The following is a 14,307-nucleotide window of genomic DNA, read 5'->3' as shown; positions in this document are numbered from 1 at the left end:
TAATCTATGTAATTAATTTAAGGGATCTATTGAAGTAGAGAGGAGAAAAGGAAGTATAAAATGGTAAATTATAATGTAAAGAAAAACCTTACCTTGCTTGTTGATTTTTATGAATTAACAATGGCAAATGGTTTTTTTAAGGAAGGTATGACAGACAAGACTGTCATCTTCGATATGTTTTTCAGAGAAGTTCCAGATAATGGAGAGTATACAATTGTTGCTGGTCTTGAGCAATTAATCGAGTACATGGAAAATCTTCACTTCTCAGATGATGACATAGAATTTTTGAGAGAAAAAAATATTTTTAATGAAGAATTTTTAGAATATTTAAGAAATTTTAAATTTGAATGTGATGTTTGGGCAATGCCAGAAGGAACTTTAGCTTTTCCAGGAGAACCACTTGTGACAGTTAAAGGCCCAGCTATACAAGCACAAATGCTTGAGACAATGGTACTTTTGACACTAAATCATCAATCAATGATTGCAACTAAGGCATCAAGGATTGTAAAGCAAGCTAAGGGAAGACCTGTTGTTGAATTTGGCTCAAGAAGAGCGCAAGGTTATTCTGCTGCAAATTTAGGTGCTAGAGCAGCCTATATTGGTGGCTGTGCAGGAACTGCCAACACCCTATCTGATAAGATGTTTGGAGTGCCAGCCCTTGGCACAATGGCTCACTCTTGGGTTCAAATGTTTGATACAGAAATAGATGCCTTTAGAGCCTTTGCAAGAGTTTATCCAGACAACTGTCTACTCCTAGTTGATACTTATGACACTCTTAAAGAGGGAATACCAAATGCAATAAAAGTTTTTGATGAAGAAGTTGTTCCCCGTGGATTTAGACCTAAGGGAATAAGAATTGACTCAGGAGACATAACTTATATTTCCAACAAGGCGAGAAAAATGCTTGACGATGCAGGGTATCCTGATGCGAAGATTATGGCTTCAAACTCTCTTGATGAATATACAATCAGAACTATCCTACATCAAGGAGCAAAGCTTGATTCTTTCGGGGTTGGCGAAAGACTTATTACATCAAAATCATCTCCAGTCTTTGGTGGAGTATATAAACTTGTTGCAACAGTAAGCGATGATGGAAAGATTATTCCAAAGATTAAAATTTCTGAAAATGTTGCAAAAATTACCACACCAGGCTTTAAGGAACTTTACAGATTTTATGAAAATGAAACTGGAAAGGCAATGGCAGATGTAATTGCTCTTAGAGATGAAGAAATTCCTGAAGATAATTATGAAATCTTCCACCCAGTTTACACATGGAAGAGAAAGACATTAACTGACTATACAGCCAAAAAAGTTCTAGTGCAAATTTATGACAAGGGAAAACTTGTATATAAACTCCCAAGCCTTGAAGAGATAAAAGAGAAGGCAGAGAGAGAACTTGATACACTTTGGGAAGAAACTAAGAGACTTGATAATCCAAATGAATACATCGTGGACTTGTCACAAAAGCTTTGGGAAGTTAAGGATAATCTTTTAAAGAAACACGGTAAAAATTAAAAAATAGAAGGGAAGAAATATGCAGTATTACGGAAATGTTTTTAGACCGCCAAGTGAGGCAAGGTCTTTAATTATTCAGGCAACAGTGGGCTGTTCTCACAATTCTTGCACATTTTGTTACATGTATAAAGATGACGACTTTAGGGTTAGACCTCTTGAAGATATAAAAAAGGATTTAATCGAAATGAGTTCCTACAAAGATTATTTCGAGAGAATTTTCTTGGCAGATGGAGATGCACTTGTCCTAAAGACAGATGATTTAGTTGAAATTTTAAGAACTATAAAAAAATATTATCCCAATGTAAATAGAGTTTCATCCTATGCGACTGCCCAGGATATAAATAGAAAGTCCCTTGAAGACTTAAAGAAACTAAGAGAAGAAGGACTTGAAATGCTCTATATTGGGTTTGAAACAGGAGACGAAGAGCTTTTAAAAGAAATTCAAAAGGGCATAACTTATGAAGAATATGTCACTGCAATGGAAAAGGCAAAAGAAGCAGGTTTTAAAACTTCTGTAACTATTATTGCGGGGCTTGGTGGGGTTGATGGAATGGAGAGAAATGCAGTGGGAACTGCTAAACTTGTTTCCGAAACAAAGCCAGATTTCTTGGGGTATCTCACAATGAGAATTTATAAAAATACACCACTTTATGAGGATTATATTTCTGGTAAATTTAAGATGCCTGACGCTGGAGAAATTTTACAAGAGATGAAGATTTTCTTGGAATATGTGGATTCAGAAGGCACAGTCTTTAGGTCTAATCACGCATCAAACTATGTTCTCCTTGCAGGCAACTTAAATGAGGACAGAGAAGATCTTATAAAGGCAATTGAAAAAACTTTAAAAAAGAAAAACTTTAGACCTGATGTATTGAGAGGTTTCTAAATTGAATAAAAAAGATTTAAAGAAGACTGAGGACTTAAAAAATCTAGAAGATTTAAAGAGAGATGAGATTTCAAAACACCAAAACAGCGGGGTAATTTCCCTTACAAAGGATGAAGAGGAGAAAGCTCTCGCAGTAAATCCAGTTAGATTTTTGCTTCCCCTAGATTATAGTAAGGCTCCCACTAAAGAGGAAAAACTTGATATTGACTACAAGGAAAAAGAAAAGCCCAATGATAAGAGTTTTGAAATAATCATGGAAGTAAATCCAAATATGGGAGAAGAAGCAAAAAAGAAAAAAATTAAGAGAGAGAAAAATTTGCCGATGCTTTATAATAAGGAAAATTTGGAGGATGAAACTTTTGGCTTAATTGATGATTATGCTGATATTTTTTCCAGACAGATGAAACTTTATATGGATTTTTCTGAAATTTATATCAAGAGCATGGCCGATATGCAAAAATCTTTTTTTGAAGAGTATTTTAAATTTTTAGATGGCTTTTCAAAAAAGTAGAGGAGAATTTATGGAAGAAAAAAGAAAAGAACTAGAAGAAATAGAAAAGACAAGCCTTCCTTTGAAAAAGCTATCTTTTAAAAATGAAGTTTATAAGAAAGTTTTTTTGATGGGACTTGGGCTTTTATTTGTCGCCTATTTATTTTTAAACAGCAAAATTATTTTTAATGGATTTGGAATTTTACTTGGAATTTTGGCACCCTTCATGCTAGGAGGAGTTATTGCCTTTATTATGAAAATACCGCTAAACTTTTTAGAGAGAAAAGTTTTTGACAAGGTAAAAAGTGAAAAATTCCAAAAGCACAAGAGGACAATTTCAATTGCAATTTCCTTTATATTTATAATACTTGTATTTTTTCTAATTACGGCAATTATTTTGCCACAGCTAATAAAATCCTTTGATGGACTGAGAAAGTCACTGCCTAGTTTTTTACAAATGGCAATTGACAAGACTAGAGAAATACCTTACCTAAATAATTATTCAGACAAGTTGCAAAGTGAATATGACAATTTAAGTTGGAATGAAATTTTTAATAGAGTAAAGAGCTTTGTGACATCAAGTGAAAAATCATCCCACATACTTAACAGTGCAATTTCAACCGCATCAAGTATTTTAGGTGGACTTGTGTCCTTTATGCTTGCCCTTATAACATCAATTTATATTTTGGCAGATAAAGAAAGACTGGCTTATCAAGCCACGAGAATTTGTTATTCCTTCTTTAACAACAAAGTTGCCAATAAAATTATTCACGTAGCACGTCTTTTACACGAAAACTTTTTTGGTTTCATTAGAGGACAACTTACAGTCTCAACTATTATAGGTATAGCGACCTTTGTAGCTTGCTTTGTCCTTAGGATTCCAAATGCAGCAACTATTGGCGTAATAGTTGGTGTAACAGATCTTATTCCGATTATTGGACCTTTCCTAGGTGGAGCAATGTGCTTTATCATGATAGTAATAGAAGATTCCACAAAGGCTCTTATGTTTTTAATCTTAATTGTAATTCTTCAACAACTTGAATCAAATTTAGTTTATCCGAAAATTGTTGGAGATAAAGTTGGTCTTCCATCACTTTGGACACTTGTTGCCATTACAGTGGGTGGATCATTATTTGGAGTAGTTGGCATGTGGGCATTTATTCCACTAGCATCAACTCTTTATGAACTAATGAGGGAATACACTGAATATAAAATCAAGGAGAAAAATCTAGACCTTAGGATGAAAAAGATTTAAAAATTTTATCAAATCAAAAAATTAATAGACAAAAATAAACTGCTTGGAGGAAAACTCACTCTAAGCAGTTTTTATTTGGAAAATTTTAAAGATAAAATTATTTATTTTTTCTTCTTCTTATCTTTTTTGTCCTCTTTTTCGTCATCGTCCTTACTATTTTCTTCTGCATCCATAATTTTTCCTTCACAGAATAAATAAGTTCTCATTTGTTCGTCCCAACCTTCTTGATTGCGGCGAAGCCATTCAAGTGTCATCATTGCGTGTTCAATTTCTTCTTCGGCATTATGCCACATGATTTCCTTTAATTCTTCATCATCAGTTACTGCAACTCTTTGATAGTACCAGTCAACTGCTTCGATTTCTTCTTTTAGGGAATTAATCGCTCTTATAATATTTCTTTCCTTCTTAGTCATTTCCGCTGCGGGTTCATGATAATCGTTAGCCATAATATCCTCCTTTATAAAAAAATACAATCTTACTACCTAATTATAGCACTAATGATTTAATGATAAAAGTAAGCAATTTTTGAAAATGCCATCTTTGGGGTATAATAGAAAAGGATTGAGAAAAGGAGAGATTAATATGATAGAGTTTAAAAATGTCAGTAAAATCTATCCCGGCAATCAGGTTGCAGCTGAAAATATAAATTTAAAATTTAAAGATGGAGAATTTATATGTTTTATTGGAGCCAGTGGATCGGGCAAGACAACTTGCATGAGAATGATCAACAGGATGAACGATATTACTAGCGGAGAAATTTTAATAAATGGCGTAAATATAAATGAAATGGACGCAGTTGATTTGAGAAGGAAAATTGGCTATGTAATTCAACAAATTGGACTCTTGCCACATATGACTGTCTATGACAACATTGTCCTTGTGCCTAGGCTTTTAAAGTGGGAGGAAGATAAACTTAGACCCATAGCAGAAAATTTAATTCAAAAAGTAGACTTGCCACTTTCTTACTTAGATAAATATCCTTCAGAATTATCTGGAGGGCAACAACAGAGAATTGGAGTTATAAGAGCTCTTGCAGCAGACCAAGACATAATCTTGATGGACGAACCCTTTGGTGCTCTTGACCCAATAACGAGAGACGCTCTTCAAAAACTTGTCAAGAGACTTCAAAAAGAAATGGGAAAGACAATAGTTTTTGTATCTCATGATATGGATGAGGCACTTACACTTGCAGATAGAATTGTAATTATGAAAAAGGGTCATGTTGAGCAATTTGACACTCCAGAAAATATTTTGAAAAATCCAAAGAGCAAGTATGTAGAAGATATGCTTGGCGAAGAAAAATTAAACGAAGCCAAGACATCTTACAGAACTGTAGAAACTATTATGTTAAAAAATCCAGTTTCGCTGACAAGAGATAGGTCAACTTATGATGCCCTTGCCCTTATGAGAAAGAAAAGGGTAGATACAATTTTTGTAACAGACGAGGAAAATCATCTTCTCGGTGCAGTTGGTATGTTTGATATAGGAAGATTTGGCAAGCACATCAAATCCCTTGATGAAGTTATGGAAAAAGTCTATACCATAAGAGAAAACACGGTAATAATGAATGCCATTCGTGACATCTATAACTTGGACATAAAAAATCTTCCCGTAGTTGATGCTGAAAATAAACTTGTTGGACTTGTAACAAGAGCATCAGTTGTTGATACAATTTATACAAATCTTTGGGAAAATGAAGATGAAGAAAAAGTTGAAGAAATTTATGAAGATGATGATTTATCTAAACTTATGAAGGACGCATCTGGCGAATCCTCTAATAAGATAGGTGAAGATAATGATTGATTTCTTAATGACTAACAGTGGAGAAATTTTGTCAAAATCCTTGGAGCACCTTTTTATTGCATCAATTTCACTATTCTTTGGAGTTTTAATTGCAGTGCCCCTTGGAATATTTTTGACTCGCTCAAAGCAGGCAGCAAAAATAGTAATGGCAATTGCATCAGTTTTACAAACTGTGCCTTCCTTTGCCCTACTTGCCCTAATGATTCCAATTTTTGGCGTGGGAAAAAAGCCAGCCATGGTTTCACTTTTTATATATTCACTGCTTCCGATTTTGAGAAACACCTATCTTGGCATAGCAGGAGTAAATGATAAATTAATTGATGCAGCAAAGGGAATGGGTATGACTAGGTCCCAAATCCTCTTCAAGGTGCAAATACCTATGGCAATGTCAGTAATAATGAGTGGGATTAGACTTTCTGCTATCTATGTACTTGCCTGGACAACTTTAGCAGCCTATGTTGGTGCAGGAGGACTAGGAGACTTTATCTTCAATGGACTTAATAATGCCATAATGCCAATGGTTATATGGGGAACAATTCCTGTAACACTTATGGCAATAATTGTGGACTTTTTCTTTGGAATACTTGAGGATAAACTTTCGCCTAACAAAACAAGCGGGGTGGCAGAATGAAAAAAATAAATAAAATAAAAAAATTAATTTTACTTTTTATAATGCTATCTGTGTTTTTAACGTCTTGCACACTTCCGGGCCTTGGAGGAAATACAAAGACCAATGTAGTTGTTGCTACAGGTTCAAACACTGAAAGACAAATTTTAGGCGAAATTGTAAAGCAAATGATTGAGCATGACACAGACCTTGATGTTTCTTTAATCACTAATTTATCATCATCAGTCTTAAACCATATAGCCATGCTAAAGGGCGATGTCAATGTTGTTGGCGCCATGTATACAGGAACAGCCCTAAGTGGCGAGCTTTCTATGGAGCCTATAAGAGACCCTAAAGAAGCACAAGAAGTTGTAATGAAGGAATATTACAAGAGATGGGAAAGATATTGGTATCCATCCTTTGGCTTTGACAACACCTATGCCTTCATGGTTACAAAGAAATTTGCAGAAGAAAACAATTTGAAGACAGTTTCAGATTTAGAAAAGATAAAAGACAAAATAAGCGTAGGCGTGGATACAGCTTGGATAAAAAGAGAGGGCGACGGCTACAAAGCCTTCAAAGATACTTATGGTTTTGCTTTTAAAACAATCTATCCAATGGACATTGGCTTAGTCTATACAGCCCTTGCCAGTGGCGAGATGGACCTAGTCCTTGGCTATTCAACTGATGGGAAAATTTCATCTTATGACCTAGTAGTCTTAGAAGATGACAAAAGACTTTTCCCGCCTTATGACTGCTCGCCAGTATCATCAAAGGCAATTGTGGAAAAATATCCAGAAGTGGAAGAAACAATAATGAAACTTGTGGGACAAATCTCGTCAGAAACTATGCAGGAATTAAATAGGCAGGCAGACGAAGATTTAGAAATGCCAGCAAAGGTAGCAGAAAACTTTTTGAAAAAGAATAATTATTTTGAAAATGTAAAAGTTGACAAGAATAAATTAAAGGAATACAAAGAATTTGTGGAAGGAGGAAAAAATGTCTGAAGTAATAATGTACTATACGCAAAATGCATCCTATGTCTTTGAACAGTTTATAAGACACTTCCTTATTTCCATATATGGAGTTTTGTTTGCATCAATTTTAGCAATACCCCTTGGTTTTGCTGTTGCAAGGAAAAGAAAACTCTCAAGGCTAACAATTAGCATAGCAAATGTAATGCAGACAATACCTTCCCTTGCCATGCTTGCCATTCTCATGTTTTTAATAGGAACGGGACCAAATACAGTGGTCTTTGCAGTATTTTTATATGCAATCCTTCCAATATTAAAAAATACAGTATCGGGAATAAATTCAGTTACACCAGAGTTAGTTGATGCGGCAAGGGGCATGGGAATGACAAAGCTTCAGCTAACGACAAAGGTGGAACTTCCTCTAGCCATATCAATAATAATGGGTGGCATAAGAAATGCCCTAGTCCTTGCCATAGGAGTTACAGCAGTGGGAACATTTATAGGTGCAGGTGGACTTGGCGATATTATAACGAGAGGAATAACAGTGGCAAATGGAAGTCCAATAATAATAGCAGGAGCAATACCAACAGCCCTAATGGCAGTCTTGGCAGACTTTTTACTTGGTATAATCGAGAACAAACTCACACCAAGGACCTTTACAAAAGTATAAGCTTATAAATTAAAGAAAACTCAGGTTCATATATAAAAGAGCCTGAGTTTTTCTTTATCCAAAATTATTTATTTTTTATTCTTCTTAAATTCTACAATGGAGGCAAGAGTATTTACGAGAATAATGTAGTGGTGGTAAAAGGAAAAGTAAATTGCAAATATTGGCGCACCTATCATTTCCATTGGCGAGCTTCCTGCAATATTCCATGGGATTAATGCAGATGTCATAACAGCAGAATTTTCTATATCAAGTGCTAATTTTGAAGTATCTTCATAATTCTCCCTTGCCATTTCATAAGTAAGCATTATGGAAAGAGTTTGGTTGGAAGAAAAGGCTGAAATAATAATAGACATAATTTCCATGACTAGCATATCTGGGAAGCTAATAAATATTTTTTTATGTATCTTTTTACACCTCTTAATAAATCTGTGTTTTTAAAGAATCCAAAGTAGCCTGAAGATATTCCAACAACTAAAAGCATCTTTAACATAGAAATAAATCCGCCGCCATTAATTAATTTGCCAGCTTCTGAATCCAAGTGCATTCCAAATATTATTGCATTTAAAATTTCTAGTGCACTTTTGTCTTGGAAAATTGCTGCAAAAAATATTGAAATAGCAATAGAAATTATGAGGTTTATTTTTAAATTGACTCTAAAAACCGAAAGTACAATTATAGTTATTGTAGGAATTATAAGTATGGGCTTGAAATTAAAAATAATTCTCAAGGCTTCTATACTGTGCCTATCAATATTGGCATTTATACCGAAATTAAAAATTTGAAAAGTTATTACTGTGAGGACTAGGGGAATTACACAAGTCTTAAACATATTTTTTATATTATTATATAAGTCTGTTCCAGTTAAAGTTGCAACTAAAAGAGCGGATGTAGACATGGGAGAAGACCTGTCGCCAAAAAATGCACCAGATAAAACTGCACCGCCAGTTACCAAGGGACTAAAACCCATAGCATTTGATATTGACATAGAAATTACACCGGCAGTTGAAGATGTACCAAAACTTGTTCCAGTTAAAAGTGAAATTGAAGCATTAAAAATAAAAACTCCTGGGTAAAAAAACTTAGGAGAAATAAAACTTATTCCATGATAAATTATGTAAGCTAAAGTCCCAGATAATCTCCATATACCAGTAATCATACCTATAAGAGAAAATACTATTAAAATAGTTTTTGCACTTTTTATGCCAAAACAAATCATATTCCAAATTTTCTTTAGGGAAAATTTTTTTATGTAAGCGTATATTGAAAGCAAAATCAAATTTGCAAAAAGAGCAAAAACAATTGAGACATTAAAAATTATTGCCAAAAATAGAAATAAAATAAATAATAATAAAACGCATATCTCGAGCATCAAATCACCTCTAATTTATTATAACTTAACTCTAGCTTTATATACAATTTTTTATAATTAAAGAAAAATTGATAAAAATTTTATGAAATTTTAATAAAGATTTAAGAAATGTGCAGTCTATTACTATTGCAAAGGCAAATAAGATTACTATATAATTGACTTCGGAGGTAATTATGAAGAACTTATACATAAAGACAAAAAACCTAATTTTTAAAAACAAGATAACAAAAATTGTTGCGGCAGTGCTTTTAGTGCTGCTAGCACTTTTACTTTTTAAATTTATAATGGGAAGGATAAAGGGAGACAAGGGAGAAGCTATTTCCCAAAACCAAGTTGTCACACTTTCAAGAGGCAGTGTCACTAATTCTGTGACAGAAAAGGGAAAGGTTGTGCCTTCAAACTCTGTTGAAGTTTATGCGGAAAAGCCACTTCCTGTGACCCACATAAATGTGAAAGTTGGCGACAAAGTGAAGAAGGGCGATATAATAGCAGAGCTTGATTCCTCTTCTATTGAGCAACAACTAAGGTCAAGACGAGCACAAAAGTCTGCCACAGATAAAAATGTGTCTGCACAAATTTCTGCTGCAAAAAAAAGACTTGATGAGGCAATTTCCGGCCGCAATTCTGGCAAAAATCCTTCAATAGTAGCTGCAGAAGCTTCGCTTACTCAAGCCATGGACCAATATCTTGCGGCACAAAAATCCTATGACGATTTTAAGAGAAGTCTCGATGAGTCATATAATCAAGGAATTATCGCAGAAAAGGGAACGAGGGAAAATCTTGCTTATCAAGAAGAAGCGACAGACTTAAAATACAGACAGCTCCAAGATGAAATGAATAAAAATTCCAATAAGATTTCTGACAACAGAGCTATGGCAGCTGACAAGTCAAGGCAAAAGGATTATTTGCAAGCTAATTTAGATAATGAAAAGAGAAGAATGACTGAAATTAGCCTTGCCATAAAGGAAGAACAAGGAAGACTAGCTGAAGCACAAGAAAAAGTAGCAAGTTTACAATCAGAAAAATCTGCACTGCAAGCAAGAAAAGATCAGCTTAACTTACAAAAATCAGAGGAAAAAGATCCACAAAAATTAATAGAAATAGAAAATGAATTGAATAAAGTAAATTCTGACATTATAAAAAATCAAGGCGATATAGACGCAATAAAATTTGAAGAAATAAAAAAATCAGCCAATGAAAATGTAAATAGACTTACAAGAACACAAAATGAATTGGAACTCCAAGTGAATAAAATCACAGAAGACCTAGCAAATGCCAAGGCTGATGAACAAAAATATACATCAGAGGCCGATGCAATTGAAAAAGAATTAGAAAACCAACAAAAACAAGTTGACGCAACAAGGCTTGAAGTGAAAAAGGCAAAGGAAGACTTGTCATCTGATGCCGACAAAGCCATAAAATCACAAAAGGCAAGAGAAGATGAATTAAAAACTCTTGCACAAAATGTAGAAACAGCAAAAAATAATTATGACAATGCCAAGAAAAATCTTGAAACAACAAAGACACAAGTGGAAAATGAAATTTCTGGATTATCTGACAACTTGAAGACAGCAAAGGCAGGCGCAAACAATTTAGACAGCGTAGAAATCGAAAATTTGACAGAAGAACTTGAAAAAGTGATGATAAAAGCACCAGCTGATGGCACAATAACAGAAGTAAATGCAAAAGAAGGTCAAGCACCAGCAACATCAGTGGCAAAAATAGAAACTATTGACACTTTAAGAATTGAATCACAAATAAAAGAATATGACAAAAACTCTGTATCAGTGGGAACAGTTGTTGAAATCACATCAGATGCAGTAATGGGCGAAACTTATAAGGGCAAAGTTATCTCCATAGAGCCAGTGCCAATGGCAATTTCAGGAGAAAATAAAACTGGAGAAGTCCTCTACAAAACTGTAATAGAATTAGATGAGGGACAAGAAAATAAATTAGCACCAGGAATGACACTTAGGGTAAAATACATCATGAGTGAAGAAAAAAACACCTTCAAAGTGCCGACAGATGCAATATTTGAAAGAGATGGCAAAAATTATGTCCTAGCACTTAAAGAAGTAGGCAAGGACTCTTACCAAATTGAAAGAGTGGAAGTAAACATGGGACTATCTAATGATGCAGAGACAGCTATAAAGGCAAAGGACTTAAAGGAAAAGGATAAAGTCCTTGCATCGGCAGCTGGCTACGGAGAAGGAAATATTGTGACAATAGAAGAGAGCCCTTTGCCAGATGAAAAAGCTGGAGAAAAAAATGAAAAATAAGCTAATAAAAATGGAGGGCATCAAAAAATCCTTTAATATAGGAAAAGAAAATGAACTTGAAATCCTTCATGGCATAAACTTTGATGTAAACGAGGGCGAGTTTGTATCTGTCGTAGGGCAATCAGGCTCAGGAAAATCGACTCTTATGAATATAATTGGACTCTTGGACAGACAGACATCAGGCTACTATGAATTAAATAAAGTTGACATCTCCAGCCTAAAGGACAGCGAACTTTCAGCCTATCGCTCCAAAAAAATTGGTTTTGTCTTTCAAAACTTCAACCTCATACCAAGGTCAAATGCCCTCAAAAATGTAGAGCTCCCCATGACTTATGCAGGGATTTCAAAAAAAGAGAGGGCAGAGCGTGCAGAAAGGCTTCTTGAAGTAGTTGAGATGAAGGACAGAATGGATCATCTTCCCAACGAATTATCAGGAGGACAAAAGCAGAGAGTGGCAATAGCAAGGGCAATGGCAAATAATCCAGATATAATATTGGCAGATGAGCCAACAGGGGCATTGGATTCCAAAACTGGAAGAAATGTCATGGATTTATTTCACAAGCTAAACGAAGTGGAGAAGAGGACAATAATAATCATAACCCACAACCTTGAATTGGCAAAAGAGGCAAGCAGAATTTACAAAATGAATGATGGAAACTTGGAGGAGATTTAATGGACATATTAGAAACAATAAAACTCTCCTTGGAAGGACTAAAATCAAATAAATTAAGATCTTTTTTGACCATGTTAGGCATAATCATTGGCATAGGCTCAGTAATAGGAATAACAACAATAGGCGACGCACTGACAAAATCAGTGAACAAAGCCTTTGACTCCATAGCCAACACAGCAGTCCAATTCTATGTAAAACCAAAAAACGCAGATTATGACGGCGGCGAATTAAATGAAAGTGATTTCTTCACAGAAGATATACTAAAATATTTAGAGGCTCAAAAGGGCAGGAGAATAGAGGAGTTAATCTATCATGGAGAAAGTGGACAAGGCTATGTAAAAGAAGGTAGAAACAAAGAAGCAGTATCCATAAGTTCCACATCTGAGGGCGAAAAAAATCTTTTTAAACTAAAGATGATTGCGGGCAGATTTTTAAACGAAGAAGATGTAGCCCGTGGCAAATCAGTAGCAGTAATATCAGACAAGGTTTTAGAGAAAGTCTATAAAGTTACTGCACCAGAAGCCTTGGGTAGAGAGGCAAGAATTGAAGTCAACGGCAAGCTAATAGTCGCGACGATTATTGGAGTCTATGAGTATGAAGAAATGTCCGTAATGGGTCAATCCATAAATGGCTCAAACTCGACAGTATATATACCAAGAACAACAGGCGACAGAGAACTTTTAAGTGAACCTAGAACAGTTTACTACGACTTAGCCTTGACCCTAAAAAACTCCGACACCATAGAAGAAGAGGCAAAATCAATAGTTGATGAATTAAATTCAAAATTTTATGCCGATAATCCTAGAGCAGAAGTAGCCTTTTATTCAGCAAAAAGCGAAATAGCACAGATGAATAACGCCATGGCATCAATCCAAATGGCAATAGGAGCAATTGCAGCCATATCACTTTTAGTAGGCGGCATTGGAGTAATGAATATACTTCTAGTATCAGTTACAGAAAGGACAAAAGAAATAGGTATAAGAAAAGCCTTGGGAGCGACGAGGGGCGATATACGAAAACAATTTATAATAGAATCCATAATAATTTGTATAATTGGTGGAACTTTTGGTATAGCACTTGGTACACTAATAGGATTAGTAGGTTCAACTCTGTTAAAGGCAAGGACACTTCCTTCCATAGCTTCAATAATAGTAGCAGTAGGATTTTCCATGTTAATAGGAATATTCTTTGGCTATTATCCAGCAAATAAAGCAGCAAAGATGGACCCAATCGAAGCCTTGAGATACGAATAAATTTGAATAAAGAGTTTAGATGCAGTTTATAGACATAAATCAAAACTGCATCTTTTTTATTGTGCAGAAAAGAATTGTACATTATTAATTGTAAATATGAATAGTTGAAGAATAACATTAACAATAAAAAAACATTTATCTTAATCATTTAGTAGCTTTTATCGACAAAAATAAAAAGAAAACACAAAATACAGATAAAAAAATTCAAAAAAATAAAAAAATTTCTGATTAAAATTGTATTTTTTATCGAACAAAAAAATATATAAAAAAGCTATATTTATTTAAAAAATGTAATAAACGAAAAAATGAGAATGGCTAAAAATAGATAGGGGGGGGGGTGTCAAAAATACCCATAACCATAAATAAAACTAAATAATTATACAAAAGACAACTATTAGAAAAAAGGCTAAAAATAGGCATTGTAGAAAAAATCCAGGAAAACATTATTGCTTAAAAACGATAAGTGTTATAGAATATACATAACAATACTAGAGAATAAAGAGTCCTAGTATAGACAAAGACTGATTGGAGAT

General features: G+C 34.3%; 14 protein-coding genes. 11 read left to right on the top strand and 3 right to left on the bottom strand.

The window, feature by feature from the left end:
* The first annotated feature begins 60 nt into the window (after nt 1-60).
* The 4 genes from PTSHG_RS05900 to PTSHG_RS05885 are packed head-to-tail and all read left to right on the top strand — an operon-like array spanning nt 61 to nt 4,146.
* On the top strand, nt 61-1,515 hold the full coding sequence (locus PTSHG_RS05900; RefSeq protein ID WP_019107967.1) for a nicotinate phosphoribosyltransferase: 1,455 nt from the start codon (nt 61-63) through the stop codon (nt 1,513-1,515).
* A 19-nt stretch (nt 1,516-1,534) separates the two neighbouring features.
* A complete protein-coding gene (locus PTSHG_RS05895; protein WP_019107966.1) occupies nt 1,535-2,401 on the top strand; it encodes a B12-binding domain-containing radical SAM protein in 867 nt (288 codons plus the stop codon).
* Between the two features lies 1 nt (nt 2,402).
* Nucleotides 2,403-2,912, top strand: a complete 510-nt coding sequence (locus PTSHG_RS05890; RefSeq protein ID WP_019107965.1) for a hypothetical protein — start codon at nt 2,403-2,405, stop codon at nt 2,910-2,912.
* Between the two features lie 10 nt (nt 2,913-2,922).
* Nucleotides 2,923-4,146 carry an AI-2E family transporter gene (locus PTSHG_RS05885; protein ID WP_019107964.1) on the top strand — a complete coding sequence of 408 codons (1,224 nt, stop codon included), beginning with the start codon at nt 2,923-2,925 and terminating at the stop codon, nt 4,144-4,146.
* A 101-nt stretch (nt 4,147-4,247) separates the two neighbouring features.
* On the opposite strand, the gene PTSHG_RS05880 is transcribed toward PTSHG_RS05885, so the two are convergent.
* Entirely contained in the window at nt 4,248-4,592 is a 345-nt protein-coding gene (locus PTSHG_RS05880; protein ID WP_019107963.1) for an encapsulin-associated ferritin-like protein, read from the bottom strand.
* Nucleotides 4,593-4,728: 136 nt separating this feature from the next.
* Here PTSHG_RS05880 and PTSHG_RS05875 point away from each other — a divergent pair, with 136 nt between their 5' ends.
* Genes PTSHG_RS05875 through PTSHG_RS05860 form a run of 4 tightly spaced genes read left to right on the top strand, consistent with a single transcriptional unit; the run spans nt 4,729 to nt 8,200 of the window.
* Nucleotides 4,729-5,949: an ABC transporter ATP-binding protein gene (locus tag PTSHG_RS05875; protein ID WP_019107962.1), complete on the top strand. Its 1,221-nt coding sequence runs from the start codon at nt 4,729-4,731 to the stop codon at nt 5,947-5,949.
* Nucleotides 5,942-6,580 carry an ABC transporter permease gene (locus PTSHG_RS05870; RefSeq protein ID WP_019107961.1) on the top strand — a complete coding sequence of 213 codons (639 nt, stop codon included), beginning with the start codon at nt 5,942-5,944 and terminating at the stop codon, nt 6,578-6,580. The genes PTSHG_RS05875 and PTSHG_RS05870 overlap by 8 nt, the downstream gene beginning before the upstream one ends.
* Nucleotides 6,577-7,563, top strand: a complete 987-nt coding sequence (locus PTSHG_RS05865) for an osmoprotectant ABC transporter substrate-binding protein (protein ID WP_019107960.1) — start codon at nt 6,577-6,579, stop codon at nt 7,561-7,563. Before PTSHG_RS05870 ends, PTSHG_RS05865 begins: the two co-directional genes overlap by 4 nt.
* Nucleotides 7,556-8,200: an ABC transporter permease gene (locus PTSHG_RS05860; RefSeq protein ID WP_019107959.1), complete on the top strand. Its 645-nt coding sequence runs from the start codon at nt 7,556-7,558 to the stop codon at nt 8,198-8,200. Before PTSHG_RS05865 ends, PTSHG_RS05860 begins: the two co-directional genes overlap by 8 nt.
* A gap of 68 nt (nt 8,201-8,268) precedes the next feature.
* On the opposite strand, the gene PTSHG_RS10090 is transcribed toward PTSHG_RS05860, so the two are convergent.
* Both PTSHG_RS10090 and PTSHG_RS09270 read right to left on the bottom strand, forming a co-directional pair.
* A complete protein-coding gene (locus PTSHG_RS10090; RefSeq protein WP_238318738.1) occupies nt 8,269-8,553 on the bottom strand; it encodes a Na+/H+ antiporter NhaC family protein in 285 nt (94 codons plus the stop codon).
* Nucleotides 8,554-8,564: 11 nt separating this feature from the next.
* Nucleotides 8,565-9,569 (bottom strand): Na+/H+ antiporter NhaC family protein, encoded by a 1,005-nt coding sequence (locus PTSHG_RS09270; RefSeq protein ID WP_019107957.1) that lies wholly within the window; start codon nt 9,567-9,569, stop codon nt 8,565-8,567.
* A 173-nt stretch (nt 9,570-9,742) separates the two neighbouring features.
* On the opposite strand from PTSHG_RS09270, the gene PTSHG_RS05850 reads away from it, so the two are divergent.
* The 3 genes from PTSHG_RS05850 to PTSHG_RS05840 are packed head-to-tail and all read left to right on the top strand — an operon-like array spanning nt 9,743 to nt 13,774.
* Nucleotides 9,743-11,848: an efflux RND transporter periplasmic adaptor subunit gene (locus tag PTSHG_RS05850; protein ID WP_019107956.1), complete on the top strand. Its 2,106-nt coding sequence runs from the start codon at nt 9,743-9,745 to the stop codon at nt 11,846-11,848.
* Nucleotides 11,838-12,521 carry an ABC transporter ATP-binding protein gene (locus PTSHG_RS05845; protein WP_019107955.1) on the top strand — a complete coding sequence of 228 codons (684 nt, stop codon included), beginning with the start codon at nt 11,838-11,840 and terminating at the stop codon, nt 12,519-12,521. The genes PTSHG_RS05850 and PTSHG_RS05845 overlap by 11 nt, the downstream gene beginning before the upstream one ends.
* Entirely contained in the window at nt 12,521-13,774 is a 1,254-nt protein-coding gene (locus PTSHG_RS05840) for an ABC transporter permease (RefSeq protein ID WP_019107954.1), read from the top strand. Before PTSHG_RS05845 ends, PTSHG_RS05840 begins: the two co-directional genes overlap by 1 nt.
* Nucleotides 13,775-14,307 lie beyond the last annotated feature (533 nt).

This window comes from Peptoniphilus senegalensis JC140 (assembly GCF_000321025.1).
Lineage (GTDB): Bacteria > Bacillota > Clostridia > Tissierellales > Peptoniphilaceae > Peptoniphilus_A > Peptoniphilus_A senegalensis.
This window is presented reverse-complemented; position numbering and strand designations above follow the sequence as displayed.

What these genes read in the sequence shown, in the direction of transcription:
- PTSHG_RS05900 (WP_019107967.1), top strand. Translation starts at nt 61, where the DNA reads ATGGTAAATTATAATGTAAAGAAAAACCTTACCTTGCTTGTTGATTTT.
- PTSHG_RS05895 (WP_019107966.1), top strand. Translation starts at nt 1,535, where the DNA reads ATGCAGTATTACGGAAATGTTTTTAGACCGCCAAGTGAGGCAAGGTCT.
- PTSHG_RS05885 (WP_019107964.1), top strand. Translation starts at nt 2,923, where the DNA reads ATGGAAGAAAAAAGAAAAGAACTAGAAGAAATAGAAAAGACAAGCCTT.
- PTSHG_RS05880 (WP_019107963.1), bottom strand. Translation starts at nt 4,592, where the DNA reads ATGGCTAACGATTATCATGAACCCGCAGCGGAAATGACTAAGAAGGAA.
- PTSHG_RS05875 (WP_019107962.1), top strand. Translation starts at nt 4,729, where the DNA reads ATGATAGAGTTTAAAAATGTCAGTAAAATCTATCCCGGCAATCAGGTT.
- PTSHG_RS05870 (WP_019107961.1), top strand. Translation starts at nt 5,942, where the DNA reads ATGATTGATTTCTTAATGACTAACAGTGGAGAAATTTTGTCAAAATCC.
- PTSHG_RS05865 (WP_019107960.1), top strand. Translation starts at nt 6,577, where the DNA reads ATGAAAAAAATAAATAAAATAAAAAAATTAATTTTACTTTTTATAATG.
- PTSHG_RS05860 (WP_019107959.1), top strand. Translation starts at nt 7,556, where the DNA reads ATGTCTGAAGTAATAATGTACTATACGCAAAATGCATCCTATGTCTTT.
- PTSHG_RS10090 (WP_238318738.1), bottom strand. Translation starts at nt 8,553, where the DNA reads ATGTCTATTATTATTTCAGCCTTTTCTTCCAACCAAACTCTTTCCATA.
- PTSHG_RS09270 (WP_019107957.1), bottom strand. Translation starts at nt 9,569, where the DNA reads ATGCTCGAGATATGCGTTTTATTATTATTTATTTTATTTCTATTTTTG.
- PTSHG_RS05850 (WP_019107956.1), top strand. Translation starts at nt 9,743, where the DNA reads ATGAAGAACTTATACATAAAGACAAAAAACCTAATTTTTAAAAACAAG.
- PTSHG_RS05845 (WP_019107955.1), top strand. Translation starts at nt 11,838, where the DNA reads ATGAAAAATAAGCTAATAAAAATGGAGGGCATCAAAAAATCCTTTAAT.
- PTSHG_RS05840 (WP_019107954.1), top strand. Translation starts at nt 12,521, where the DNA reads ATGGACATATTAGAAACAATAAAACTCTCCTTGGAAGGACTAAAATCA.